General features: G+C 38.3%; 26 protein-coding genes and 1 pseudogene. 21 read left to right on the top strand and 6 right to left on the bottom strand.

The window, feature by feature from the left end; all coding sequences use genetic code 11:
- Window positions 1-391 precede the first annotated feature (391 nt).
- Window positions 392-868, bottom strand: a pseudogene (locus N784_RS02235) (aldehyde dehydrogenase family protein); the annotation flags it as partial.
- 175 nt (window positions 869-1,043) lie between these two features.
- Window positions 1,044-2,303 carry a BaiN/RdsA family NAD(P)/FAD-dependent oxidoreductase gene (locus tag N784_RS02230; RefSeq protein ID WP_036831587.1) on the bottom strand — a complete coding sequence of 420 codons (1,260 nt, stop codon included), beginning with the start codon at window positions 2,301-2,303 and terminating at the stop codon, window positions 1,044-1,046.
- Window positions 2,304-2,417: 114 nt separating this feature from the next.
- Between N784_RS02230 and N784_RS02225 the strand changes: the two genes are divergently transcribed.
- Together N784_RS02225 and N784_RS02220 are read left to right on the top strand one after the other, a co-directional pair.
- Window positions 2,418-4,049: a putative polysaccharide biosynthesis protein gene (locus N784_RS02225; protein ID WP_036831585.1), complete on the top strand. Its 1,632-nt coding sequence runs from the start codon at window positions 2,418-2,420 to the stop codon at window positions 4,047-4,049.
- 12 nt (window positions 4,050-4,061) lie between these two features.
- A complete protein-coding gene (locus tag N784_RS02220; RefSeq protein WP_269745319.1) occupies window positions 4,062-4,787 on the top strand; it encodes a pseudouridine synthase in 726 nt (241 codons plus the stop codon).
- Window positions 4,788-4,901: 114 nt separating this feature from the next.
- Here N784_RS02220 and N784_RS02215 read toward each other — a convergent pair whose 3' ends face one another.
- Entirely contained in the window at window positions 4,902-5,120 is a 219-nt protein-coding gene (locus tag N784_RS02215) for a DeoR family transcriptional regulator (RefSeq protein WP_036831582.1), read from the bottom strand.
- 168 nt (window positions 5,121-5,288) lie between these two features.
- Between N784_RS02215 and N784_RS02210 the strand changes: the two genes are divergently transcribed.
- The 7 genes from N784_RS02210 (at window position 5,289) to N784_RS02180 (ending at window position 12,321) form a co-directional block, all read left to right on the top strand.
- Window positions 5,289-6,305 carry a potassium channel family protein gene (locus N784_RS02210; protein WP_036831579.1) on the top strand — a complete coding sequence of 339 codons (1,017 nt, stop codon included), beginning with the start codon at window positions 5,289-5,291 and terminating at the stop codon, window positions 6,303-6,305.
- 1 nt (window position 6,306) lies between these two features.
- Window positions 6,307-7,704 (top strand): dipeptidase PepV, encoded by a 1,398-nt coding sequence (gene pepV, locus N784_RS02205; RefSeq protein ID WP_036831576.1) that lies wholly within the window; start codon window positions 6,307-6,309, stop codon window positions 7,702-7,704.
- A gap of 18 nt (window positions 7,705-7,722) precedes the next feature.
- Window positions 7,723-8,904 (top strand): MFS transporter, encoded by a 1,182-nt coding sequence (locus tag N784_RS02200; protein ID WP_036831575.1) that lies wholly within the window; start codon window positions 7,723-7,725, stop codon window positions 8,902-8,904.
- Window positions 8,905-8,925: 21 nt separating this feature from the next.
- Window positions 8,926-9,483: an RNA 2',3'-cyclic phosphodiesterase gene (gene thpR / locus N784_RS02195; RefSeq protein ID WP_036831572.1), complete on the top strand. Its 558-nt coding sequence runs from the start codon at window positions 8,926-8,928 to the stop codon at window positions 9,481-9,483.
- A gap of 9 nt (window positions 9,484-9,492) precedes the next feature.
- Complete coding sequence (locus N784_RS02190; protein ID WP_036831570.1) at window positions 9,493-10,359, top strand: nuclease-related domain-containing protein; 867 nt, start codon at window positions 9,493-9,495, stop codon at window positions 10,357-10,359.
- Between the two features lie 30 nt (window positions 10,360-10,389).
- Complete coding sequence (locus tag N784_RS02185) at window positions 10,390-11,325, top strand: diacylglycerol/lipid kinase family protein (protein WP_036831567.1); 936 nt, start codon at window positions 10,390-10,392, stop codon at window positions 11,323-11,325.
- A 177-nt stretch (window positions 11,326-11,502) separates the two neighbouring features.
- Window positions 11,503-12,321: a phosphotransferase family protein gene (locus tag N784_RS02180; RefSeq protein WP_198134381.1), complete on the top strand. Its 819-nt coding sequence runs from the start codon at window positions 11,503-11,505 to the stop codon at window positions 12,319-12,321.
- Here N784_RS02180 and N784_RS02175 read toward each other — a convergent pair.
- Entirely contained in the window at window positions 12,308-12,592 is a 285-nt protein-coding gene (locus N784_RS02175; RefSeq protein WP_036831562.1) for a YtzH-like family protein, read from the bottom strand. The genes N784_RS02180 and N784_RS02175 overlap by 14 nt on opposite strands.
- Window positions 12,593-12,819: 227 nt before the next feature.
- Here N784_RS02175 and trmB point away from each other — a divergent pair, with 227 nt between their 5' ends.
- A complete protein-coding gene (gene trmB / locus N784_RS02170) occupies window positions 12,820-13,461 on the top strand; it encodes a tRNA (guanosine(46)-N7)-methyltransferase TrmB (protein ID WP_036831560.1) in 642 nt (213 codons plus the stop codon).
- A gap of 72 nt (window positions 13,462-13,533) precedes the next feature.
- Window positions 13,534-14,376: a YtnP family quorum-quenching lactonase gene (locus N784_RS02165; RefSeq protein ID WP_036831558.1), complete on the top strand. Its 843-nt coding sequence runs from the start codon at window positions 13,534-13,536 to the stop codon at window positions 14,374-14,376.
- A gap of 74 nt (window positions 14,377-14,450) precedes the next feature.
- Here the strand turns inward: N784_RS02165 and N784_RS02160 are convergent, their stop codons facing one another.
- Window positions 14,451-14,765: a PepSY domain-containing protein gene (locus N784_RS02160; RefSeq protein ID WP_036831556.1), complete on the bottom strand. Its 315-nt coding sequence runs from the start codon at window positions 14,763-14,765 to the stop codon at window positions 14,451-14,453.
- Window positions 14,766-14,909: 144 nt separating this feature from the next.
- On the opposite strand from N784_RS02160, the gene N784_RS02155 reads away from it, so the two are divergent.
- Window positions 14,910-15,977, top strand: coding sequence for a M42 family metallopeptidase (locus tag N784_RS02155; RefSeq protein ID WP_036831741.1), 1,068 nt, complete (start codon window positions 14,910-14,912; stop codon window positions 15,975-15,977).
- A gap of 81 nt (window positions 15,978-16,058) precedes the next feature.
- Window positions 16,059-16,577, top strand: a complete 519-nt coding sequence (locus tag N784_RS02150; protein WP_036831554.1) for a DUF84 family protein — start codon at window positions 16,059-16,061, stop codon at window positions 16,575-16,577.
- A gap of 28 nt (window positions 16,578-16,605) precedes the next feature.
- Here the strand turns inward: N784_RS02150 and N784_RS02145 are convergent, their stop codons facing one another.
- Window positions 16,606-17,046 (bottom strand): YtoQ family protein, encoded by a 441-nt coding sequence (locus N784_RS02145; RefSeq protein WP_036831552.1) that lies wholly within the window; start codon window positions 17,044-17,046, stop codon window positions 16,606-16,608.
- A gap of 177 nt (window positions 17,047-17,223) precedes the next feature.
- Between N784_RS02145 and N784_RS02140 the strand changes: the two genes are divergently transcribed.
- From N784_RS02140 to murC, 8 genes are all read left to right on the top strand, one after another.
- Window positions 17,224-17,763 (top strand): hypothetical protein, encoded by a 540-nt coding sequence (locus N784_RS02140; protein WP_052127086.1) that lies wholly within the window; start codon window positions 17,224-17,226, stop codon window positions 17,761-17,763.
- A 155-nt stretch (window positions 17,764-17,918) separates the two neighbouring features.
- The gene (locus tag N784_RS02135) at window positions 17,919-18,944 is read left to right on the top strand and encodes a PTS transporter subunit IIC (RefSeq protein WP_036831737.1); all 1,026 of its coding nucleotides are present in this window, start codon (window positions 17,919-17,921) and stop codon (window positions 18,942-18,944) included.
- Window positions 18,945-18,959: 15 nt separating this feature from the next.
- On the top strand, window positions 18,960-19,280 hold the full coding sequence (locus N784_RS02130; RefSeq protein WP_036831551.1) for a thioredoxin family protein: 321 nt from the start codon (window positions 18,960-18,962) through the stop codon (window positions 19,278-19,280).
- Window positions 19,281-19,406: 126 nt separating this feature from the next.
- Complete coding sequence (locus N784_RS02125) at window positions 19,407-20,219, top strand: DUF1444 domain-containing protein (protein WP_036831550.1); 813 nt, start codon at window positions 19,407-19,409, stop codon at window positions 20,217-20,219.
- A gap of 22 nt (window positions 20,220-20,241) precedes the next feature.
- On the top strand, window positions 20,242-20,847 hold the full coding sequence (gene ytpR / locus N784_RS02120) for a YtpR family tRNA-binding protein (protein ID WP_036831549.1): 606 nt from the start codon (window positions 20,242-20,244) through the stop codon (window positions 20,845-20,847).
- A gap of 193 nt (window positions 20,848-21,040) precedes the next feature.
- Complete coding sequence (locus N784_RS02115; protein ID WP_232305956.1) at window positions 21,041-23,353, top strand: DNA translocase FtsK; 2,313 nt, start codon at window positions 21,041-21,043, stop codon at window positions 23,351-23,353.
- Between the two features lie 94 nt (window positions 23,354-23,447).
- Window positions 23,448-24,551: a nicotinate phosphoribosyltransferase gene (locus N784_RS02110; protein ID WP_036831547.1), complete on the top strand. Its 1,104-nt coding sequence runs from the start codon at window positions 23,448-23,450 to the stop codon at window positions 24,549-24,551.
- Window positions 24,552-24,805: 254 nt separating this feature from the next.
- Entirely contained in the window at window positions 24,806-26,104 is a 1,299-nt protein-coding gene (gene murC / locus N784_RS02105; protein ID WP_036831545.1) for a UDP-N-acetylmuramate--L-alanine ligase, read from the top strand.
- Window positions 26,105-26,267: the final 163 nt, after the last annotated feature.

The raw sequence follows: 26,267 nt of genomic DNA, 5'->3' as shown, positions 1-26,267 counted from the left end.
AATATCAGAGGAATTTAAGAGATAGTGTGAAGCCACCTCTTTTTTGTTTATCAGTTAAGAACCATAGTTTAGGTTAATACAAAAATAACCCACCAAAATACTGACCCATCTAAAATTTTAAATACGTTACCAAGTAAAATGGATTTAGGTAGCTCCTTCATAAGAAACCAGCAGATAGCGGTAACCCTCAGAGTGTGGAATAATCCACAAATAAAAAAGGAAGGGGCAAATGATCAATGCTAATAATCGTCACCTTTCCTTCTCAATAATTGAATAAATAAAGCCAAGTATATCTTCCCTATCAAAATCCTTCACACGTCATACAGGCGTGTTTTTTCTTCTTAAATGCCGAAAAAAAGAGAAGTGAATATCTCACTTCTCTTTACAATGCTTATTCGTTTGGAAACCAACCGACAGGTTCTACTGCAAGGTTAACATTGATTTGCTTGATTTCTTGGAAATCATCTAAGCCATAAGTTCCAAGGCTGCGGCCAATTCCGCTTTGTTTATATCCGCCCCAAGGAGCTTCTACATAAGTAGGGTGATAGGAGTTCACCCACGTGATCCCAGCGCGAACTTTTTTAATAACTCGCATCGCTTTGGCTCCGTCACCAGAGAACACACCGCCTGCAAGTCCATACACTGTGTCATTGGCTAATTGAATGGCCTCTGCTTCATCTTTAAATTTTTGGATCGTCACAACTGGTCCAAAAATCTCTTCTTGCACGATGCGCATGTCAGATGTCACATTCGTGAAGACCGTTGGCTCGATGAAGAAGCCTTGGTCTAATCCGTTTTCTGTTAAACGATGACCGCCACATGCGAGTGTCGCTCCTTCTTCTTTACCAATTTCGATGTATTTTAAAACGGGGGTCCTGATGGCATTTCGCGTTTTGTCGGCGAGACTCTAACAAGGATAGATGAGTATTAACTGTTTGTTCTTTCGTTATTCAACCATCTAAAGCATTCCTTAATTTTCCCTAATGAGACTATTTTTTTGATTATTCCGCATAAAAAATTGTTTTATTTATTATTTATTCTATTTACGCCATTGAATCATATGCTGCATTTGTTCCTGCGATACGTCCTGTCACAAGGGCAGAGGTGATATTATAGCCACCTGTGTATCCGTGAATGTCGAGTATTTCACCACTAAAATAAAGACGGTCCATTTTTTTTGACCCCATTGTATTAGGGATGATTTCTTTTACGGAGACTCCTCCACCGGTGACAAATGCTTTCTCAATAGACTGGGAGTCATGGACAGTGAAGGTAAACTGCTTGAAATCGTGAATAAGCTGCTGTATTTTTTCAAAAGCGGTGTTCGTAGCACGATCTTCTATTGCTATGTTGTTTTTATTTAACAATAAGTCTAAGTAGCGTTCTGGCACCCATCCTTTGAGTAAGTTCTTTACGGTTCGCTTCGGGTGTTGTTGCATGAGTTTTCTCGCTTCTTCCAGTAGTTTGTTTTCCTTATAATCTGGCATTGCATCTATTTGCATATGTACGGGGCGATGTCCTTTCATAAACTGTTTCACAGCGAATTGAGAGCATCGTAAAACAGCAGGTCCGCTTATACCGAAATGCGTAAATAGCATGTCCATCCGATGTGTAATTATTGGTTTACCTTTCGGGTTTAACACAGATAGGGCGACGTCTCGTAAAGCTAGTCCTTGTAACGATTTTTGTTGAATAAATGTTTCCTGGGAAATAAGCGGCACTTCAGTTGGATACAATTCAGTTATGGTATGGCCTGCTTTTTCTGCCCATACGTATCCATCACCAGCAGACCCCGTGTGAGGTACGCTCTTCCCGCCAACAGCTAACACTAATGCTTTGGTTTGAATGCGTTCTTTCGTTTTTAATTCAATTTCATGACATCTGTCCCCAAAATGTACGGTTTCAACAGGAGATTCTTTCTTTACTTCAATGTGAAGCTCATCCATACGTGATAACAGAGCGTTGACGACATCTTTAGATTGATTGCTCACCGGGAACATTCGTCCGTGGTCTTCTTCTTTTAGGTTCACACCAAGATTTTCAAAAAAGTCAATAATGTCATAGTTGTTAAACACGGAAAAGGCGCTATATAAAAAACGTCCATTTCCTGGAATATGTTTGATAATTTCTTCTTGCGGAAGGCGATTGGTCACATTACAACGTCCTCCACCGGAAATTGCTAGTTTCTTCCCTAGTTTTTTTCCTTTTTCGATTAACAGTGTTTTCGTAGCACCATTTTCAGCGGCGGCAATAGCGGCCATTAAGCCAGATGGGCCTCCGCCAATGACGGTTACATCATACATAGTTGTCCATTCCTTTCGTTCTTCAAACGGATTTTTATAAGATACTGAGCGTTCATCATCTATTCTATGATAAAATAGAGAGGTTGTAATCTACAAATAAATGCAGGTGAAAAAATGGCTGAATCAAAAATATTAAGGGGAACGATGCTATTAACGGCTGCTTCCTTTTTATCTAAGTTCTTAGGAATGATTTACGTTATTCCGTTTAATGCAATGGTGGGGGAAACAGGAGGGGCATTACTTTCGTATGCATATGTTCCTTACAGTATATTTATAAGTATATCAACGCTTGGTGTCCCATTAGCTGTGTCTAAATTTGTCTCTAAATACAATGCGTTAGGTGACTATGAAACAGGACGAAGGATGTTTCGTTCTGGTATGAAGTTGATGGGAGTAACGGGATTTATCGCCTTTTTAATTATGTTCTTTAGTGCTGATTTAATTGCACCTTTAGTAAAAGGAGATATAGAAGGTGGAAACTCGATAGAAGATATTGCGATGGTCATTCGTATGATCAGTTTCGCCTTGTTGATTATACCAGCAATGAGTATTGTTCGTGGTTTTTTTCAAGGATATCAATCGATGGGGCCGACAGCTATTTCCCAAGTGGTTGAACAACTTGTAAGAATTGGTTTTTTACTCACTTTCACGTATATGATTATGAAGTTTTATGGGAACATGCCTTTAGCGGTAGGATTTGCTTCTTTCGCTGCTTTTATTGGTGCGTTAGCCAGTTTTATTATTCTGCTTATTTATTGGAAGAAGAGAAAGCCGCATTTGGATTTGCAATTGCAGCAGCAAAAAGTGCATTCAAGCCTTGCAACAGAGGATATTTTTAAAGAGTTGTTTGCTTATGCAGGACCATTCGTATTAGTAGGAGTTGCAACACCTCTTTATCAATTAATAGATATGTTAACGTTTAATCGGACGATGGAAAAAATCGGCTTAGGAGAAGTTAGCGAAATCGCTTATGCGGCTATTCATATGTTCGGCCATAAATTAGTCATTATTCCAGTGACGTTAGCAACTGGTCTTTCATTAGCGATGCTACCTGCTATTACGAAATCGTTTATAGCGAATCAACGTCAGCAAATGTTTGATCAAATAAATCAATCGTTGCAAATTGTTATGTTGCTCATTTTACCTGCTGCGGCAGGGATTATGACCTTGTCCTATGAATCTTATTCTGCTCTATATGATTTTGAGTACATTGAAACGACTGGAAAGCTTCTTGCATGGTATGCACCTGTTGCACTACTTTTTGCACTATTCACAGTATCTGCTTCTATTTTACAAGGCATTAACAAGCAGAAGTTTGCACTCGTTAGTTTGGGAGCGGGATTGTTTCTAAAGGCATCATTAAACGTTCCATTAATGATGGTATTTGGGCCTAAGGGATCGATATTCGGTACAGCATTAGCGGTAGGAACAGCAGTTGTGCTGAATTTGGTTAAAATTAAACGCTCGATTTCATTTCCAATGAAACAATTGGTGAAGCGTAGCATTTTAATAGGAATTTTTACTGCCATGATGATTGGGGTAGTAGTGCTTACTAGATGGTTGTTATCTGTTATTGGGTTAGAATATACAGATAGCAGAGCAGCTTCTATAGTTGTGTTAACAATCTGTTCTAGTGTTGGGGCTCTATTCTATTTATGGTTAGCGTATCAATCAACATTACTAGAGCGAGTAGTCGGAAATCGCATACCAGGACTTGATCGACTAATGAAACGGAAACAGAGGTAGGAGGTTCGCCTTTTGAGAATTGATAAATTGTTAGCTAATATGGGCTATGGCACGAGAAAAGATGTAAAGAAATTATTAAAATCAGGTGTTGTGCGCATAGATGATGTGATGATTAAAGACGCAAAAACACAAGTATCCCCTGAGAATCAAGAAGTGACGGTATCAGGTGAGGCGGTGGAATATAGAGAGTTTATTTATTTGATGATGAATAAGCCTCAAGGGTTAATTTCTGCAACAGAAGATGCTTATGACACAACAGTGGTTGATGTTCTTGAGCCTGAGGACCAAGTGTTTGCGCCTTTTCCTGTCGGTCGACTTGATAAGGATACAGAAGGATTGTTAATCATAACGAATGATGGGAAGCTGGCTCACCAACTTCTATCACCGAAAAAAGAAGTAGGAAAACGCTATTATGCTGTAATTGATGGTGCAGTAACGGAAGATGATGTTGCTGCTTTTGCGACAGGAGTTACGCTAGAAGATGGCTATGAAACGAAACCAGCGCAATTAGAAATTTTATCTTCTGGAGATACGTCAGAAATTGAGTTAGTCATTACAGAAGGAAAGTTCCACCAAGTAAAACGAATGTTTGAGAGTGTAGGTAAGCGAGTTACGTTCTTAAAGCGTATGAGCATGGCTGGACTGCCGCTAGATGAAGACTTAGAGCCTGGGGAATACCGGGAATTAAATGATGAGGAAATACAATGGCTTTATGAACAGGCAATGCAATCTAAATAATCATGAATGCAAGCTCATCCGTATGTGTGATGGGCTTGCATTTTACACAAAAGAATCCTGGCGAAACCAGGATTCTTTTAAAGTAATGTATATTTCTTTATAGTCTAATTTAATCTAAGATATCTTTACTTTACGATCCGTAATCTCCCACTTCCCACGATAAGGACTTACGACAAGCCCATTATACTGTAAAACATGTAAATCCCTTTGAACAGTTCTATCGGTAATACCAAAAGCCTCCGCTAAGTCTGTCGTTGTGACGGTCCCATTCTCTCTAATATAGAGGTAAACATCCTTTACACGACTAAGCATACGAGCTGTTGAACGATTCAAAAAAAACCACTCCTTAAAGGTTTGTTAGAGATGTGGTGCTTTAAGATTTCTGGAAGTCAACTTAATATTACTATATTTCATTGTATAATAGCTAGTAAGTACAGTAAAATTTACATAGAATTCACGATGTAAATGAATTGTTAGAACGATGTAAAGAAGGAGGTAACTATGATCTTTTTTCGAAAGCTGTTTCTTAAGATGATCAAGATTAATAATACCGTATTAATCATTAGTAGCATGCTTTTACTGTCGGTATCATCTATGCTAGTTGTATTATTAGAACCAGAAACGTTCCCGAATTATTTCGATGGATTATGGTGGGCGTTAACAACAGTTACAACGGTTGGCTATGGTGACTATGCCCCTGTTACGGTAGAAGGGCGTATGGTTGGTATTGTGTTGTATATTTTTGGGATTGGGTTAATTGGTGTTTTGATAGGTAAAATTGTAGAAGCCCTATCTGTATTTCGAAAAAAGAGAAGGGAAGGAGATATAGTGTATAAAGATAAGCACCACTATATTATCATTGGTTGGTCGCAAAAGGCGTCTTATGCAGTAAAAGAAATGCTGGAAACAATGGAGGAAGTAGAAATTATTGTCATCGATGATTTAGAAATTGCTCCTATATTAGAAGAGAATATTCATTATATTAGAGGAAATGCATCTTCTATGGAAACTTTACAAAAAGCAAATGTACAGGAAGCTAAAGCAGTATTAATATTTGCCGATGATTCCATGCGAGATTCCCAATTAATAGATGGAAAAACACTACTTATTGCGTCAACAGTGGAATCAATGGCTCCGAACGTGCACACAGTTGTAGAAGTAATGGAAGAGAATCATATTAAGAATTTTGAGCACGCAAACGTCGATGAATTTATTTTTTCTCATGAAACAATTTCTTCTTTGGCCGTCCGCTCAGCCTTTACGAAAGGGATTTCTGGCGTTTACGGTCAGTTAATGCGTCGTTCACATGGAGATGATTTATTTCATATTCCTTTAAACAATGAATGGAAAACGTATCGTGATGCTTTTGATAGCTTGTTACAACAAGGAGCTACTCTCATTGCTGATCGTCAAAATTTAAGCATTAATCGTATGTTAGATGATCCGTTGCCATCTGAGGCGGAATTGTATGTGATTTGTGATAAAAAAACATATAGACATATAACGGAGGGAAACTAATATGAAACCGATGTTTACACGTGAATCCTTTACATCATATGAAGCATATATGTTAAAGCATCTTTCGTCTTTATTAGAAATTCCAAGTATGTATGACGAAGCAACAATAAGTGAGGAAAACCCTTTCGGTAAAGGGATTGGTGATGCATTGTCACACATGCTTCAATTAGGGGAAGTAGAGGGATTTGAGACGAAAAATGTAAATGGATATGCTGGTCATATAGAGTGGGGAGAAGGAGAAGAATTGCTTGGTATACTCGGACATGTCGATGTCGTTCCCCCAGGAGAAGGGTGGACAAATGACCCATTCCGTGCAATTATTCAAGATGGGAAAATGTATGCTCGCGGGGCTCAAGATGACAAAGGTCCGATAATGGCAGCCTTTATGGCGATGAAATGGTTACGCGATCTAGGTGTGAAACCGAATAAAAGAGTACGTTTTATATTCGGTACAGATGAAGAACGAAATTGGGATTGCATGAAGCACTATTTTGATAAGGAAGAAATGCCGTCATTTGGATTTACACCTGATGCGACGTTTCCTGTTATTCATGCTGAAAAAGGTTTAATTGATTTACAAATTTCTAAACCGTTGTCTAATGAAAACGGAGAAGCGGTATTAAAGCATTTCAGTGGTGGAGAGCGACTTAATATGGTAGCTCAAACTGCTTCTGCAACAGTGATGTGGGATGATGTGAATGTTCCATTGCTTATAGAAGAATATAATTATAATGAACCTTGTCCTATTTCTGTTTGTAAAGAGAAAGATGCCTGGACGATTACTGTAACAGGAAAGACAGCACATGCGATGGAACCAGATAATGGGGAGAATGCCATTCTTTCGTTGTTGAGTATATTGCGAAATATTCCATTTGCAGAACCTGTAAGGGAAACGCTTTATTGGTTGCATGAGTCGTTGGCAGATTCACGAGGAAACGGACTCGATGTGGCGTGTAAGGATGATCTGTCTGGTCCATTAACGTTGAATGTAGGAACAACAAGTATGGAAAATGACCTTCTTACGATTGGTTTAAACATAAGATACCCTGTGACGGCAGCTTTTCATGAATGGTATGGGGTTTTCGACCAACACGTAAAAGCGAATGGTTTTACTTCTCACGTACTAGAGCATTTAGAGCCAATTTATTTAGCAAAGGAAGACCCTTTAGTTCAAAAACTGCTACACGTTTATCACAAGCACACAGGTGATGAGACGGGGCCATTGGCAATTGGCGGGGCAACATACGCCCGGGCATTGAAAAAAGGTGTAGCATATGGAGCGTTGTTTACGCATAGTACCCATACAGCCCATCAAGCAGATGAGCATATGGATTTAGAAGATTTATTTCAAGCAGTCATCATTTATGCAGAGTTATTATATGACCTTATTACAGATTAGATTGTTAGAGAGGATTACATGGACATGCAAGTTGTAAAGCCACAGAAAACGTATCGTTCTTTTCAGCTGTTTTATTTTCTTACTTTTTTTGGTTTTGGTTCTTTATTCCCATTGCTATCGGTTTACTTAGAAACAGAACAAGGCCTTACCCACACGCAAATTGGTTTAGTGGTAGCGATGATTCCGGTAACGACTATCTTTATTCAGCCACTTTGGGGAATGATGAGTGATTATACGAGACAGCCGAGAAGGTTGTTAGTGATTGCTTGTACGTTAGCGGGATTAATGGCGTACACCTATACATGGTTAGAAGGCTTTTCTTTGTTATTAATTGGTGTGATTTGTATAGCGTTATTCCAATCGGCTATCGTACCATTATCTGATAGCTTGTCCCTTCATTTCGTCCTTACGTATAAGAAGGAGTATGGAAATATTCGTTTATGGGGAGCAATTGGTTTTGCGGTAGCGGTGTTTATTGTAGGTAAAGTTACCGATTTGACAAATGATTTGACGTGGATTTTCTACTCATTTGCTTTTGGTCTTACTGCATCTGTTTTATCATTACGTATGTTTCCGAAACAAGGCCAACACGTACAAGTAGATTTTCGTTCAGGCATACAAACGCTGATGAAAGAAAAGACATTCATGCTATTTTTATGCTCCAATTTTTTAATTTTTGGTCCAGTATTAGCGAATAATTATTATTTTGGCACATTTATTCTAAGTGTTGGTGGAACATTATCTGGTGTCGGCATAGCTTTTTTAATTGCGGCTGGAAGTGAAGCCCCATTTATGAACATCGCTCAAAAAGTAATTGATCGCTTTGATGTAACAACGGTTATGTTATTTTGTGCAACGGTGTCTTCGTTAAGGTGGCTGTTCTACTTCTTTGAACCTTCTGTCATGCTCGTGTACGGAACAACGGTTGTACAAGGGATTTCAGTAGGATTATACATTCCAGCAGCTTTATTGTTTGTACGAAAAACGGCTCCGAAAGCTGTACAAGCTACTGCAATTGGTATTTATTCAGCGGTAGGGAATGGAATGGGGAACGCTTTTTTTACCTTTATTGGTGGTGTAATGTTAGATGTATGGAGCGTCAATGGTATGTATGGATTCTTTGCTGGCATGACATTTGTTGGTATGATATTGCTCGTTGTAATCAAAACAAGAGGAGCAACTCGTTCCTTAATTACATAACGATGTCGGAGGGAAATGACTATGTCCAATCCTCATTACTTTATTGGAATTTCCGTAACAGATTCTATTGCAGAGCACTTGGGGCAATGGCAACAGCAATTGCATAAGCACGTGGATTATAAAGTATGGACCAATCATCAGGATTTTCATATTACTTTAACATTTCTAGGAGAAGTATCCGAAAATAATATTAAGAAGCTAAGAGATGTATTAAAGAAGTGTGATTCGTTTCCGCCATTCTCTATTTCGGTTGAGGGGTTGTATACATTTGGTAACCCGCAACAACCGAGAGTACTATGGGCTGGTGTGGAAAAACACTCTACTTTATTGCAATTACAGCAGTGTGTCCAGGCGAAGTGTGCACAATTAGCTTTTCAAATAGAGAAACGTAATTACACCCCGCACATTACACTTGCGAAGAAATGGAAAGGGACAGATAAACTTACCATTTCTTTGGCAGATGCGCTGAACTCATGCCATGCGGGAGAATTAATTATCACGGGATTTTCGATTTACAGAATACATCCAGATCGTGCATCTAAATATGAAGTGGTGGATACGATATCTTTGCAACTATAGGGGGATTAAATGGCGCAACTAATTAAAATCCAAGATTATACTACGAGGTACGCAATGGATCCGTATCGGTATCCTAGTCGCTTTATGAAATTGAAACAACAAAATTGGCTCAAGATGAAGCACGCATGGGACTTCTATCAGAGAGGGGGAATGGCACAGGAAGACGCTCCTCCATTACTATTTACTGAAGGTGTAATACCGGCAACAGAAACTGAATTAAAACAACATTTTTTAGATGGGTTGCTTCCTTTTCAGTTGAAATGGGCCTCTCGAACGTTAACAGATAAATCGTTTTTAGATCATTATTATTATACGCAGCATGCACTATTAAAGTATTTTCTACAACGGTTTCCTGATACGTATCTATTCATGTTTGAACCTATTTTCCAAATTAAGAAAGCCCCAATTGAAACGAATCATCTACTCATTCATCCACAAGCAGTTTATTGTATCGAATATATGGATTTTCAAGAAGATGTGACACTTATTCCAGAGAATGATCGTACATGGTATCAAGAAGTTGGGAATGAACAAACACGGATGTTAAGTCCACAATTATCGTTGAAGCGATCGAGTCGTATTGTGAAAAGTATATTACGAGCACATCAAATAGATATACCTGTTCTGCAAATCGTGCTTGCACCGAACCATAGGATTCATTTCCATCATGAATCGTATGAAACTCAATTTATTGGAGAGGTAGAGTACGAGCAATGGTTTACTAAAATGAGAAACTATCAATCTCCATTAAAATCTATTCAACTTAAAACAATCGCAACTCTATTAAAGCATACACAAACGACTTCCGTAAGAAGACCGGAATGGGAAGTGGATGACAACAATCCGTTAATTGATGAAGGAATAGAAGAGAAATGAGTTGATGAGCAAAGAGGTGATGTATTTCTAATGTATGTTATTATTATTAATCCAACTGCAGGAGCTGGAAGAGGCAAAAAAGTATATGAGAAATTACAAAAGCATATATCTTCTCGTACTTCTGATTGTCGCTCTTTTTTTACGAAATATGAAGGTCACGCAGAAGAGCTTGCCCCTCAAATTGTCAGCATGCATAAAGATAAAGTAGAGGCTGTGTTGGTTATAGGTGGAGATGGGACGATGCATGAGGTGCTCAATGGTTTGAAGCAACATCCACACATTCCAATCGGGTTTATTCCGGCTGGGTCAGGTAATGATTTTGTTCGGGGAATACAGTCAAAAGCTAGAGGAAGTACGCTATTTAAGAAATTGTTATCAGCTCGAAAGCCTCAAGCTTATTGGGCCGGTGTCTATAGAATGGACAAACGAAAAAAGCATCACAGTCGTTTATTTGTAAATAGTATTGGATTTGGTTTTGATGCAGAAGTGGTGAAGCGGGCAAACGTAGCAGCTTATAAGAAACTATTCAATAGCCTACATATCGGTTCGTTTGCATATATAGTTGCTGTCGTTGAAATGCTTTTTCGTTATGAATTGAAAACCCTTGATGTTGAAGTGGATGGTGAAGTACAAACGTTTGAAAATGTATGGATGGCAGCGGTTGGCGTACATGGTTATTACGGTGGTGGGATGAAGATTATGCCTGACGCGAAAATGAATCGTAATCATTTCTCTATGATTATTATTCATGACGTATCTAAGTGGAAAATATTAGCCTTATTCGGTACAGTTTTCTTCGGTGTCCATAAGTATTTTCAAGGAGTCACCATGAAAGAAGGGTCTTGCATAAATATTAAGAGCTATACTCCTATTTCTTATCAAGTGGATGGTCAACCAAGTAGTTGTGAACAGTGTATGATACATAAAGAATCGCAACCAAGAAAAGTGCTCCAAATAAAAAAATAGTCACCTATGCTTGAATTTATATTGTTAAATACGTTAATCTATTGTCATGTCTTTTTGAAATGGACGAAGCCAGTCTGTTGCTACAGTAAAATTTTTTAATGTCTTTTAAGTGAAAATGAGGTATAATAAACGGTACTTTCATTATTTTTTAGACTAAACCTACACAGATTTGAGGAATTGAAGGTGAATTGGTTGGAACAAATACTCGGTGAAGAATGGATAATTACACCAGCAGGCGGATCAACAGGAGAAGCATATTATGCCCAGCTTGATAGTAAACGCCTTTTCTTAAAACGTAATTCCTCTCCTTTTCTAGCAGTATTGTCAGCGGAAGGAATTGTTCCAAAGCTTATTTGGACGAAGCGAATGGAAAATGGTGATGTCATTACTGCCCAGCAATGGTTAGAAGGTAGAGAGTTATCCCCTGAGGAAATGAAGCATACTCGAGTTGCCCAACTATTAAGTAAGATTCACCATTCGTCGGAATTATTAGATTTGCTAATGAGATTAGGGAAAAGGCCGTTAAACCCTGAAAATATAGTACAGGATTTAAAGAATCAAGAACAACATGCAAGCTTTATCAACACTCAAATAGAAATACACCAAGCATTACGATATCTAGAAGAGCAGTTACCTTTCGTGCAAAATCAACAAAAGGTTGTGTGTCATTGTGATATGAACCACAATAATTGGCTGCTAACTCGTTCGGATCAGTTGTATTTAATTGATTGGGATAATGCGATGGTAGCAGATCCTGCAATGGATTTAGGCATGATTCTGCATTGGTATATCCCTAAAGGTGAATGGAACGATTGGTTGGACACATATGGAATTGAATTAAACGATGATCTATTAGCACGAATGTATTGGTACATTATTGCTCAAACAATTGCTTTTATTCAATGGCATAAGCATCGTAAAGAAGAAAGCCAAGCCGCCCGTTGGCTAAATGATTTGAAGCGGCTTATGATTGATTTAGGTATTATAAATATTTAAGATCCTCGATGGAAGAAGCCCAGCCGTTTAATTGTTGCTGATTAGCTACAATATGTTCATTTAAATTGGAAGAGGTTTCAGCTTGTAAACTGTATTGATAAATAGCAGGAAGAATTTGTTGAACTTGTTCATCCTCTACTTTGTTATTGGCGATTAAAAAACGGACAAGCCGTTGAATTTGCTGACATTCTGCTACCGTACCGCAACAGTCTTCAGCATGTTCACTCAACAAGTCTTTTAATAACGTTAATTGATCTTTTGCAGTTAGCACGTATAGAAGCCTCCTTTCCACCTTAATTTTTTCCTATTCGACTGAGAATATGTATGCATTGCTAGGTACGATAAATAGATAAAGTAAAACGATTAAACGTGGGCAAATTAGACGCTCACGTTTTTTTGTAGTGAAGGTATAAGTGCTGTATGTCTTTTCATATGAACCTTTAGTTTTTGTTACATTCGTGATAAGGTATCATTTGATAAGTAAAAGGAGGAACAAGCATGCGAGTTAGACATAAACCATGGGCGGATGAGTACTTACAAGAGAATGCCCATATTGCATTAGAAAACTCATACTCCTATAGAGGAAAATGGAAAGAAGTTTATTCCAATCAACACCCTATACATGTAGAAATAGGTTCTGGAAAAGGTCAGTTTATTGCAGGAATGTCCACTCAACATCCTAGTGTGAATTTTATCGGGATTGAACGGGAAAAAAGTATTATCGTTGACGCAGTGAAAAAAGTGAAAGAGGCAGAAGTTCCTAATGCACGACTACTTCTCGTCGATGCGAAAGATTTACGTGATCTGTTTGCAGATAATGAAGTGGAGCAAATTTATTTGAACTTCTCCGATCCATGGCCTAAAAATCGTCATGAAAAAAGAAGACTCACCTATCCAGCGATGTTAGAACAATACAAAGCTGTTTTAAAACCGAATGGGCGTCTCGTTATGAAAACGGACAACAGAGGATTGTTTGAATATTCGTTAGTAAGCTTCTCTCAATTTGGATGTACGTTAGAAGATGTGTCTGTTCATTTGCATAATGACGATGATCCATTGAATGTGATGACAGAATATGAAGAGAAATTTTCATCTCGTGGCTATCCAATATACCGTTGTGTGGTCCAATTTCCATTCTAAAAGCAACATAACGTTAGTGAATCTTCTGAATCTTATGATAAAATAAAGTGGTAAGAGAAAGGAGAGAGTGGAATGGAAACGTTGCATATTGGCCGTGCTCGTTTAACGTGGCTTCCTGGTGGGGTAACTCACTTAGACGGAGGAGCGATGTTTGGAGTTGTGCCTAAGCCGTTATGGAGTAAAAAGTATCCGGTGAATGAGCGCAATCAAATCGAACTTCGCACAGATCCGATTTTGATTGAAATCGATGATAAGAAGCTGTTAATTGATAGTGGGATTGGCAATGATAAATTAACGGACAAACAAATACGTAATTTTGGTGTGTCAGAGCAATCACATGTCGTTTTATCCTTAAACAAATTAGGATATAGTACAGAAGATATCGATTATGTATTAATGACACATCTTCATTTCGATCACGCTTGTGGATTAACGAAATGGCAAGGTGGAGAATTACAGCCAGCGTTTGAGAAGGCAATCATTTATACGAGTAAAACGGAGTGGAACGAGATGAGGAAACCTAACGTTCGTTCTGCAAATACGTATTGGGAGTCTAATTGGAAGCCAATTGAGCAACTCGTTCATCCCTTTTCCGAACGAATGGAGATATTGCCTGGGCTTCAAATGGTACATACAGGTGGACACAGTGATGGCCATAGTATTATTTGTTTTGAAGATGGGGAAGATTGTTTTATCCATATGGCTGATATTATGCCTACAAATGCCCATCAAAATCCGTTGTGGGTATTAGCTTATGACGATTTTCCGGTAACATCAGTCTATGCCAAACAAAAATGGTTGGATTATGGTTATAAGAAAAAAGCGTGGGTTACATTTTATCATGACGCCTATTATCGTGCATTGCGATACGATCGAAATGGGAAAATTGTCGATCAAATGAAACGAGTAGAATAAAGCATGAACCAAATTCATAATTGATTCGCATATAAAAACCCGCACATTGTGCGGATTTTTTATATGCAAGTATTCTATGCGACAAGGCTAACGTCAAGTACAGTTCCGGTAAAAGCATCCACAAGGAATTCATATTGTTTAGTTTGTCCATCAATCGAACGAGATACACCACCGCGGTATACAGTATATGGGATTTCATCTTTCTCAAGTGATTCAGATTTCATATGAATCCAAGAACCACTAATAGGACCTTGTTGTTTAAATACTTGCTTAGCTATTTTTAAAGCCTTTTCAGGAGATAGCGGTTGATATTCGTTCACTTGTTTGGCTACAGCATATCCGATGATAGCACCTGCACCTGCAGCAACCAATGTTTTTTTCCAATCCATTTCTCAACACCTCACAATATTATTATACTTATCTTTAGTATATATGAAATATGAGAAAATAGAAAATATTAACGTAGAGAAGTCGATTTTTCGCTAATGTTTGATAGAATAATGATAAGGTTATTAAAAATGGGAGTGAAGGAATTGAATAAGGAAACTATGCAACTTTTCAAAACGTTAACAGAATTACAAGGTGCGCCAGGAAATGAGCATCACGTTCGTTCTTTTATGAAGGAGCAATTAGAGCCATATTCAGATGAAATCATTCAAGATGGTCTAGGTAGTTTATTTGGTGTGAAGAAAGGAAATGGACCGAAAGTAATGGTTGCTGGACATATGGATGAAGTTGGCTTTATGGTAACTCAAATAACGAAAAATGGTATGATTCGCTTTCAAACATTAGGTGGCTGGTGGAGTCAAGTGTTACTAGCTCAACGAGTGCAAATCATGACGGAAAACGGTCCTGTGACAGGGGTAATAGGGTCTATACCTCCTCATAACTTAACTCTTGAACAACGAAAGAAGCCGATGGAAATAAAAAATATGATGATTGATATTGGTGCTGATGACCAAGAAGATGCTAAGAAGATTGGCATAAAGCCTGGTCAACAAATTGTACCAGTATGCCCATTTACTCCGATGGCAAATAGGAAGAAAATTTTGGCGAAAGCATGGGACAACCGATATGGATGCGGGTTAGCCGTTGAATTGATGCAGGCAGTGCATGGACAAACACTACCAAATGAGTTATACTCGGGAGCCACTGTACAAGAGGAAGTTGGTTTACGTGGAGCGAAAACAGCAGCTAACATGATTCAACCAGATATTTTTTATGCATTAGATGCTTCTCCAGCAAATGATATGTCTGGTGACGATAAGGAATTTGGTCAATTAGGAAAAGGAGCATTACTCCGAATTTTAGATCGTACGATGGTAACCAATCGCGGCATTCGTGAGTTCTTATTAGACACGGCGGAATCTAATAACATTCCATATCAATATTTCGTCTCTCAAGGTGGGACAGATGCAGGAAGTGTCCACGTTTCGAATAATGGCGTACCATCAGCTGTTATAGGTATTTGTTCACGTTACATACATACGTCATCATCTATTATTCATATTGATGATTATGCTGCAGCGAAAGAACTTATTATTAAGCTCGTTCAAGCGACAGACCAAAACGTTATAGAACAAATTCGTAAAAACGGATAACGTATACCATCATCCATTCATATGCTAACAAACGATATTAGTGGATTAAAACAAGCGTATAGTTTTAGAAAGGGTGAGATGATGAAAATTGTGGTAGGCTCCACAAACTTACCTAAAGTAAATGCAGTTAAGAATAACTTCCCTGACGTCGAGGTCTTTGGAGTAGAAGTAAGCTCAAAAGTATCTGCACAACCATTTTCAGATGAAGAGACATTAGAAGGGGCCATTAATCGTGCTAGAGAGTGTGCCAAACATACGAAGGGTTGCATAGGTATAGGGCTTGAAGGTGGCGTAACGGAAATGGGGGAGGATTTATATTTATGTAATTGGGGCGTGCTAGTTGACCATAATGAGAACACGTACACAGCTAGTGGAGCGCGCATTTTATTACCTGATGAAGTAGCAGAGCAATTGCACAAAGGCCAAGAATTAGGAGATGTGATGGACGCTTATGCCAAGCGTACAGGTGTTCGTTCTAAAGAAGGAGCAATAGGAATCTTCACTAATGAATTGGTTAATCGTACTGCGATGTTTGAACATGTCGTACAATTGTTGAAAGGACAATATGAATACGATCAAGTACAAAAGGGCGAACAGTAATCGCCCTTTTTACTTAGTGTTTTTTATGTTATTCGTACATATAGGCAAGAATTTCAATGGCTTGGTCAATCGTTTCAACTGTAACGGTTGCTTTGTTCGATAGTTCTTTAAGGGGATGATGCAGCGATTGTGGACGAATTAAAATGGTTGGCTTATTTTTGCTAATAGCGGCACCTGCATCCATAGCTGTATTCCATTGTTTATACTGCTCGCCGAAGAAAGCAATCACGATATCAGCTTTATTCATCCAAACTTCCGTACGTAAATTATTAATGCTTGAAGCGGTATCATCTCGGTAAATTGGATTTGGTTGCTCACCTAGTATAACTTCACCGATAGCATCAGAACGGTCGTGGTTTGTTTGTGGCGAGACAAATGTTAAAGGAAGCGCTCTATGCTCTGCCTTTTCTATTACTTCACTACGCCAATCATTATGAATTTCTCCTGCTAAATATACCATTAACTCCATCATTTCATTCCTCCATAGCACATTTTATATAGATACCATTATCTTAACACACGAAGCTAGATTAGCATAAATAGGGAATTGTCATATGAACTTTGACTAGTAGGGATTTTGTAGTATGATATGAATGAAAAAACATAAAACTATACAAAGAGACAGGTTAACAAGGAGAGAGTGATAGTGAAAAAAGCACAACCGAAATGGATAATTGCTAGTATTTGTGTGCTAGCTGTGTTCGTTGTAGGTATATTGGCTTCATTGGGCGTATTCACATCAGAAGAAGGAGCAATTCAAAAAGCGAAGGAGGCTTCTGAACAAGCATTCCATAATGAACCGGCAGAAGCCAATAAACAACTCGAGAATGTTTCCTTATTTTTACCTAGTTCTATGACTATTGAATCACAAGAAGCTAACAATTTAATTTTGCAAGATGGAAATCAACAGTATTTGTTATTCTACAACCCTTTAGAAAAGCCTACAAGTGATGTATATTTCCAAACGGCTAAAGAAGCGGAGAATTTATTAACTATAACAGAATTTGAAAACGATGATCGTTATGGGTACATGAGTATAGTGAAAATTGGGGATAAACGTTATGAATTACAAGTAGGTATTGGTGGAGCGAAAATGACGACAGAATCATCAAAGCAGTCGTTAGCAAGTAATGCTCAAGATATGATGAATATCGTATCTTCGGTTACGCATCCTGAAGAAGAATAAGGATAATGACGCTCGGTTTAAAGCAAACTGTGCGTCATTATCCTTGTTTTGTGTGGTGATATTTCACTTTTTTGGTTTGTTTTTCGCTTGCAAATACGTTAGCATAAAAGAAATTTATAAAGGTCACACACAAAGGAGAGGGTATGGTGCAAAAAGTGAAAGCGTTTTTAACAAGGAAGGGCGTTACATTATCGTGGAGGTCTTATTTTATAACGGCTTTAAGTTATATGGCGCTTGGGCTATTTTCCTCGTTAATTATCGGATTGATTATCAAAACGGTTGGGGAAGAATTACAGTGGGAGCCCCTCATAGAGATGGGGAGTTTTGCGATGCAACCGGAGATTTGGGGTGGTGCTATTGGTGTTGCAATAGCATATGGGTTAAACGCGCCACCGTTAGTTGTCTTCGCTGCCTTGTTTAGTGGTGCTTTCAGTGCATCTGTAGGAGGAGGACCTGCTGGGAGTTACATAGCGGCTTTATGTTCCATTGAAATTGGGAAGCTTGTAAGCAAAGAAACGAAATTAGATATATTAATTACTCCTTTTGTCACGATTGTTGTCGGTTTTGTGATAGGTTTCACAATCAGTCCATCTGTGCATGCTTTTATGACTGGCTTTGGAGATGTCGTCATTTGGGCTACAGAACGTCAGCCATTCGTAATGGGAATCCTTGTAGCGGTATTAATGGGATGGGCGTTAACGGCTCCTATATCAAGTGTGGCGATTGCGATTATGATTGATTTAGAAGGTGTTGCTGCAGGAGCGGCTACAGTCGGATGTGCAGCACAAATGATAGGTTTTGGAGTGATGAGTTATCGGGAAAATGGCATTGGTGGCTTATTCGCTCAAGGGATTGGTACTTCGATGCTACAAGTTGCGAACATAGTGAAGAAACCAATTTTAATTATTCCACCAACCATAGCAGGGGCATTACTTGCTCCAATAGCGACGATGGGATGGTTGGGTACTGAGATGGTAAATAATGATTCAGGAGCGGGAATGGGAACGAGTGGCTTTGTCGGACAAATCATGACGATTCAAACGATGGGATTTACGCAAGAGGTACTTATTTCGATTTTACTATTGCACATCATTGGTCCAGCACTCATTACTTTGATATTATCAGAATGGTTCCGTAAAAAAGGTTGGATTCAACTAGGTGATCTAAAAATTGATTATTAGAAGGAGAGATTCGGAATGAAAACATTACAGTCAATGGAACAATATGAGCAATGGATGCAAAAAGGGAAAGTGGTCTTTCTATTCTCAGCAGATTGGTGCCCAGATTGTCGAGTAATTGAACCGTTTTTACCAGAGGTGGAAGAGAAGTTTGATCATTATCAATTTGTTTATGTTGATCGAGACGAATTCATCGATTTATGTGCTGACTTAGGCGTTTTTGGTATTCCGAGTTTTATTGTAACTGAAGATGGGAAAGAATTAGGCAGGCTTGTTAGCAAGGAGCGTAAATCACAACAACAAATTGAAGCGTTTCTAGAAAGCGTGTCTGCTTCTTAAAACGGTGAAGAATCCTAGTGCACCTGTGCTAGGGTTCTTGTTCTTTTCTTGCTTTATGTCCAACCGAATACGTGCTAAAATGAATAGCATGATTGTCTCCTGCTATGGATAAAGGAGGAATAATATATGAAAATGACAAGCATCAAGATGAAAAAAAAACTTGAACAACGATTGCAGCACCCTAAATGGCGTACTTCTTTTAACCGAGATAAAGATGTATTTCGTATAGAATGGATTCACTCAGGGAAAGGGATTGAAATTTCTTTACCGGGAATTATAGCGAAATATGAACAAAAACAGGATAAAGCATTAGATGATTTACAAGATCATATTCAAGAAGCTTTACGAATTATGAATGAGACACATACTTTAGAAGGGCAAGAGAAGAATATTTTCCCTGTTATTCGATCGACATCTTTTCCAACAGATTCGAATGAAGGCATTCCATTAGTGTATAATGATCATACAGCGGAAACGAGAATTTATTACGCATTAGACTTAGGTAAATCGTATCGCCTTATTGACGAGCAAATGTTAAAAAAAGAAGGCATAGATTATGAACGTTTACGTGAAATTGCTCGATTCAACGCTCGGTCGCTATCGACACAATATAAACAAGATGTTGTTGCTGGAAATACGTTTTATTTTATCGCCACGAATGATGGGTACGATGCATCGAGAGTTTTGAATGAAGCATTGCTAGAAGAAATGAAGGCTAAGAGTGTTGGAGAGTTAGCGGTTGCTGTACCACATGGGGATGTGTGTGTGTTTGCAGATATCCAAAATCCACAAGGGTACGATATATTGGCGCAAATGACGATGAAGTTCTTTGCAGATGGACGTGTGCCTATTACATCACTACCGTTTATATATGATGACAAAAAGCTTGAACCAATTTTCATTCTAGCCAAAAATAAACCTCAACAAAGCAATGAGTAGATAAGAAAGGAAGTCGAGATAAATGCAAGTATTTTATAATCGTGAAGGTATTGGAGATGTACTAATTCTTCCTTTAACACAAGGGGAAGAAAGAAATAATGTCAAAACAGAGAACTTTGGCGACGTTGTTAAAATTACAGATCAAGAAGGCAATGTGTTAGGGTATAACATATTTCGTGCTTCAGAATACTTTGACCTTGTAGATAATGGAGCTATTGCATTAACGGAAGAGCTAGTAAAATCTATTGAGGCTGTATTCGAGAAAAATGACCTAGATGATACGTTAGATGTGGATTTATCACCTAAATTTGTTGTTGGTTACGTGATGGAACGTCGTCAACACGAAAATGCAGATAAGCTGAGTGTATGTCAAGTTGATGTGGGCGAGGAACATTTACAAATTGTATGTGGCGCACCTAACGTTGATCAAGGGCAAAAAGTTGTTGTTGCAAAAGTTGGAGCTGTGATGCCAAGTGGGTTAGAAATTAAAGCATCTGAATTACGAGGTGTACCTTCTAATGGCATGATTTGCTCTGCAAAAGAATTAGGTATTCCTGATGCTCCGCAGGAAAAAGGAATTCTTGTGTTAGAAGACGTCTATGAAATTGGAACACCATTTAACCAATAATCAAGCAGAAAATCACAATGCTAAGTCATTGTGATTTTTTCGTATTTATTAATGGGTAGTACGAAATGCTTATAGAAAAAGGGAGAGAACCATGCACAAGGAAAAACTCTCCCCACAGTCTAGGAAACCTGTTAGAATAAACAGTGCTAACATCATTATTATATGGAAAGAGTGAGTACCGATGTGGAATCGGATGAAAAAATGGATCAATCAATTGTTTGAGGATGAAGAGCAGTGGGATGACCATGAGCCCGATAAGCCTTCTAACAGACAGCGACATCAATCAAACGAAGATATACAGATGAAAATGTATTACGAATACCCTAAAGAAAGATCATTTCGCTTTCCTGTAATTCCGGATCATACAAGTGAAGCGTCTAAGAATAATAAATCAAGAAATCAAGAAACTAAACAAGCTAGAGTAAAACATGTTCCTACTAATCAACAACATGAGAGTACAAAGACTAGGAACAACGAAGAATATGTATATAAAAAAGGTGGCCCATTCACTCCTACTGATGTGCCCTCGCCAATTTATGGATTTGGAAAACGAGAAGGATTGTTTGTCAATAGTGATGTCGAGGATACACCAGCATATACGCGCTATTCCTCTTCTTCTAATCAAGTAAATAGGGAAGAAGAATTACAGGGAGAAGAGAAAACGCAAAAGGAAGAACCAGAGCGTAGTGCTGATGAACCTATCGAAGACATTGCTCCTCAACTGTTAAAGGACGATATAGAAGAAGTAACAAACGAACGTTCCAACGAGTCTAACGAGTCTGAAACGAGCGTGCGACCGTTGCAACAATCCATTAGCGACAATACAGAACTCGTGCAAGAAGAAATGCAATCAAAAGAACCAGAGCGTAGTGAAATAAACAATCACCGACAAAACGTAGAACAACCGGTTCAAGCACCGCAACGACCGAAAGCCAAAAGAAGTCGTCCGTTTAATGTCATTATGACTCCAAGGGATAAACGCCACTATCATCAGAAAGAAACAGAAGAAAAAACATCTCAAGCGGAAGTTGCAGCCACTATAGATACAAAGCCAAGTGAGAACCATATAGAGAAAAAGTATACGCCATTGCCGAAACACTTATTAAATGATCCACCTATTAAGGATGAGAATGATGAGGAATGGATCGAGCAACAGACGGAATTGTTAAATACAACGTTAAAGCATTTTCATGTGAAGGCGAAAGTCGTCCATGTGATGAAAGGACCTTCTGTAACGCGATTTGAAGTGCAGCCAGAACCAGGTGTCAAAGTAAGTAAAATTACTAATTTAACGGATGATATTAAATTGAATATGGCTGCTAAAGATATTCGAATGGAAGCACCCATTCCTGGTAAAAGCACAATAGGAATTGAAGTGCCAAATATAAAATCGCAACCAGTTGCTTTTCAAGAAATTATTGAAAGCCAGCCATTTACACAAGCGGAATCACCGTTGTCAGTAGGTTTAGGTTTAGATTTAAGTGGAGAGCCAGTTGTAACTGATATTCGTAAAATGCCTCATGGTTTAATTGCTGGTGCAACAGGTTCAGGTAAAAGCGTATGTATTAACACGATTTTACTTAGCATATTGTATCGATCTCATTATGAAGATGTGAAGCTTTTGTTAATTGATCCTAAGATGGTAGAATTAGCGCCTTATAATGAATTGCCTCACCTTGTTGCCCCTGTTATAACAGATGTAAAGGCAGCGACGTCTGCTTTGAAATGGGCTGTGCAAGAAATGGAAAGACGGTATGAGAAATTTGTAGAAGAAAGTGTACGAGATATCGCTCGTTTTAATGATAAGGTGAAGGCTAAAGGAAGAGAAGACGAGAAAATGCCTTATCTTGTTATCGTTATCGATGAGTTAGCAGACTTAATGATGCTATCCCCGCAAGATGTTGAAGATGCTATTTGTCGAATTGCCCAAAAAGCAAGAGCGTGTGGTATTCATTTATTATTAGCTACTCAGAGACCTTCTGTTGATGTCATTACAGGGTTAATTAAAGCGAATATTCCGACCAGGATTGCCTTTAGCGTTTCTTCTCAAGTCGATTCAAGAACAATGATTGATACAGGGGGAGCAGAAAAGTTACTAGGAAAAGGGGACATGCTCTTCTTAGAAAATGGGTCTGCTGAAACGAAAAGGCTTCAAGGTGCATTTGTATCAGATGAAGAAATTGAACGTATTACAAACTATGTAAGGAAGCTTGCTCCACCACAATATGAGTTCGAGCAAGAAGAACTGATTCAACATATGAATGTTGAAGAACATGAAGATGCTTTATTTGAAGAAGCTGTTGAATTTGTTATTCAACAAAACGGAGCGAGCGCTTCTTTACTTCAAAGAAGGTTTAAAGTAGGATATAATCGAGCTGCTCGATTAATTGACACCATGGAAGAGAAAGGAATTATCTCACCTTCCAAAGGTAGTAAACCAAGAGATGTGTATGTTGATTCAGCTAGTTTCGAGGAAATGAGACAAAATAATCATAAAGATTTGTAAACATAGCTTGTCGAACTACCTAGAATTATATACTATTAGTAATTAAGGAACGTATTTTGGACAAAAGTAGACTCGATAAGGAGTTAACGTAGAAATGAAAGAAATCGAAATGAAGATGAAAGGTGAAATTAAACGTTTAACGAATCGAACGTTTAAATTTGACCAACGCATTAAAGAAGGTTGGTTTTCTGCGGTTTACTTTTTAAAAACGAAGGAAATAGTGGAGAAAAGCCTTCCGGATAATTATGTTACGATGCAATTTTTCCAAAAGAGAGAGGCTGTTTTATGTGGGTCTGATGAAGCAATCGCACTTATTCATACTTTTGCGGAACACCCTGAGCAATTAGAGATTCATTCCTTGAAGGATGGTGACCGAATTCGTCCGTTTGAAACCGTATTGACAATAACAGGGCCGTATCAATACTTTGGCTTTTTAGAAGGAATGATTGACGGTATTCTATCACGCCGAACATCTGTTGCTACGAACGTATATAACGTCGTAAAGGCAGCGCGAACATCCGGGAAACAAAAGCCTGTTATTTTTATGGGTGATCGAGATGATCATTATACGCAACAAGCTGGGGATGGTTATGCAGCGTATATTGCTGGTTCAACCGCTCAAGCCACCCACGCGATGAATGAATGGTGGGGGAAAGAGGGGATGGGAACTATGCCACATGCCCTTATCCAAATGTTTCAAGGTGATGTTGTAGCTGCTTCAAAAGCTTATTATCAGCAATATCCAGACGACGAGCTAATTGCTTTAGTAGACTATAACAATGATGTGATTACCGATTCCTTAAAAGTAGCACGTGAGTTTGGAGAAGAACTGAAAGGTGTTCGTGTGGATACTTCTAGAACACTAGTGGATAAATATTTCTTACGTAACCAACATTTAATGGGGACTTTTGACCCTAGAGGGGTAAATCCTGAGTTAATCTTTGCTCTTCGCAAAGCTCTAGATGCAGAAGGATATAACCATGTAAAAATTGTTGTGAGCGGTGGCTTTACAGAAGATCGTATTAGACAATTTGAGGAGCTTAGAGTTCCGGTTGATATTTACGGTGTAGGAAGCAGTTTGTTAAAAATAAATACTTCCTTTACTGGAGACAACGTATTACTAAACGGTAAGCCTGAAGCGAAGGAAGGTCGTCGTTTTCGCCCTAATCATCGTTTGGAAAAAGTGGAATACTGTTAACAAAAAGGTTGACATATTGATGTCAACCTTTTCTAATAGAATTTTATGCGTATTATGTAGTAATATTAGCTCACATTTCATCGATATTCCTAGGCTTAGTGGCTGAGTTTTTGATAATTCATTTCCTATGCTTGTAGGTTTTGCTATAATGTACGGGTAGGAAAAGACGGGTGCTTTTTTGAGCAAATTGAATAGAAATACATATACTATGTTTTATATAGAAATGATGTATTTATTGTGGAGGTTCTAACATTATGACAATTTACCATTTTGTTGGTATCAAAGGTACGGGAATGAGTGCATTGGCACAAATTCTTTATGATGCAGGCGAACAGGTCCAAGGATCTGATGTGGAGAAACGTTTTTTTACACAAGCGAATTTAGAGACGAAAAATATACCAATACTACCTTTTTCAAAAGATAATATTCAAGAAGGGATAACGGTTATTGCTGGAAATGCATTTGGGGATGACCATGTAGAAATCAAGGCTGCTAAAGAGCTTGGTGTCCCTTTTTATCGATACCATGATTTTCTAGGGGATTATTTACAACAATGTACGAGTGTAGCAGTAACAGGAGCACACGGGAAAACGTCTACAACAGGTTTATTATCTCACGTATTAAGTGCGGTTAGACCGACGTCATATCTAATTGGTGATGGTACTGGGAAAGGGCATGAAAATAGTCAATATTTTGTATTTGAAGCGTGTGAATATCGACGTCATTTTTTAGCATATAAACCTGATTATGCAATTATGACGAACGTTGATTTTGATCATCCGGATTATTTCACGAGCATTGACGATGTATTACTTGCCTTTCAGGAAATGGCTGCAAAGGTGAAGAAAGGCATCATCGCTTGTGGAGATGATGAATATTTGCAACAAATTCAAGCGAAAGTTCCTGTAGTTTATTATGGATTTAACGAAGGGAACGATTTCCAAGCTAAAAATGTGACAGAAGATGAGAAAGGAACAACCTTTGATGTGTTCGTGCGAAATACGTATTATGATCAATTCCTAATTCCGACTTATGGGAATCACAGCGTGTTAAATGCTCTGTCTGTTATTGCTCTTTGTCAATATGAACAAATTTCAGCAGAAGAAATTAAGCACCTCGCGACATTTAAAGGAGTTAAACGCCGTTTCACAGAAAAGAAAGTTTATGACCAAATTATCATTGATGATTATGCTCATCACCCGAGAGAAATTGAAGCGACCATTGAATCAGCAAGGAAAAAGTATCATGATAAACAAATTGTAGCTATATTTCAACCTCATACGTACACGCGTACTCGCACGTTCTTACAAGAGTTTGCAGACAGTCTTCAAGAGGCGGATGTTGTCTATTTATGTGATATTTTTGGGTCAGCACGTGAAGATTCGGGAAAATTATCGATTGAGGATCTGCAAGGGAAAATGGAAGGCGCGCATTTATTGGCGATAGACCAAACGGAAGTATTGAAGCAATATGATAATAGCGTACTTATTTTCATGGGTGCTGGAGATATTCAGAAATTCCAGGAGGCTTATGAAAAACGAATAACGCAATAACTATAAGAAGCGATTGATTTCTATTGATATTGAAAGAAATCAAGCGCTTTTTAAAAACATTTGTTCATAAAAAAAGAAATAATTGAAGGATTTTAGAGAAGGAAAGGCGAATTAAATAAGTAAGAGTCAAAGACGTTATGTTTTTTAGCTGTAATAGAAAAGG

The sequence above is a fragment of the Pontibacillus litoralis JSM 072002 genome (assembly GCF_000775615.1).
In the GTDB taxonomy this organism is placed as follows: domain Bacteria; phylum Bacillota; class Bacilli; order Bacillales; family BH030062; genus Pontibacillus; species Pontibacillus litoralis.
The sequence above is the reverse complement of the archived record's forward strand: the minus strand, read 5'-3'. Positions and strand labels throughout refer to the sequence as shown.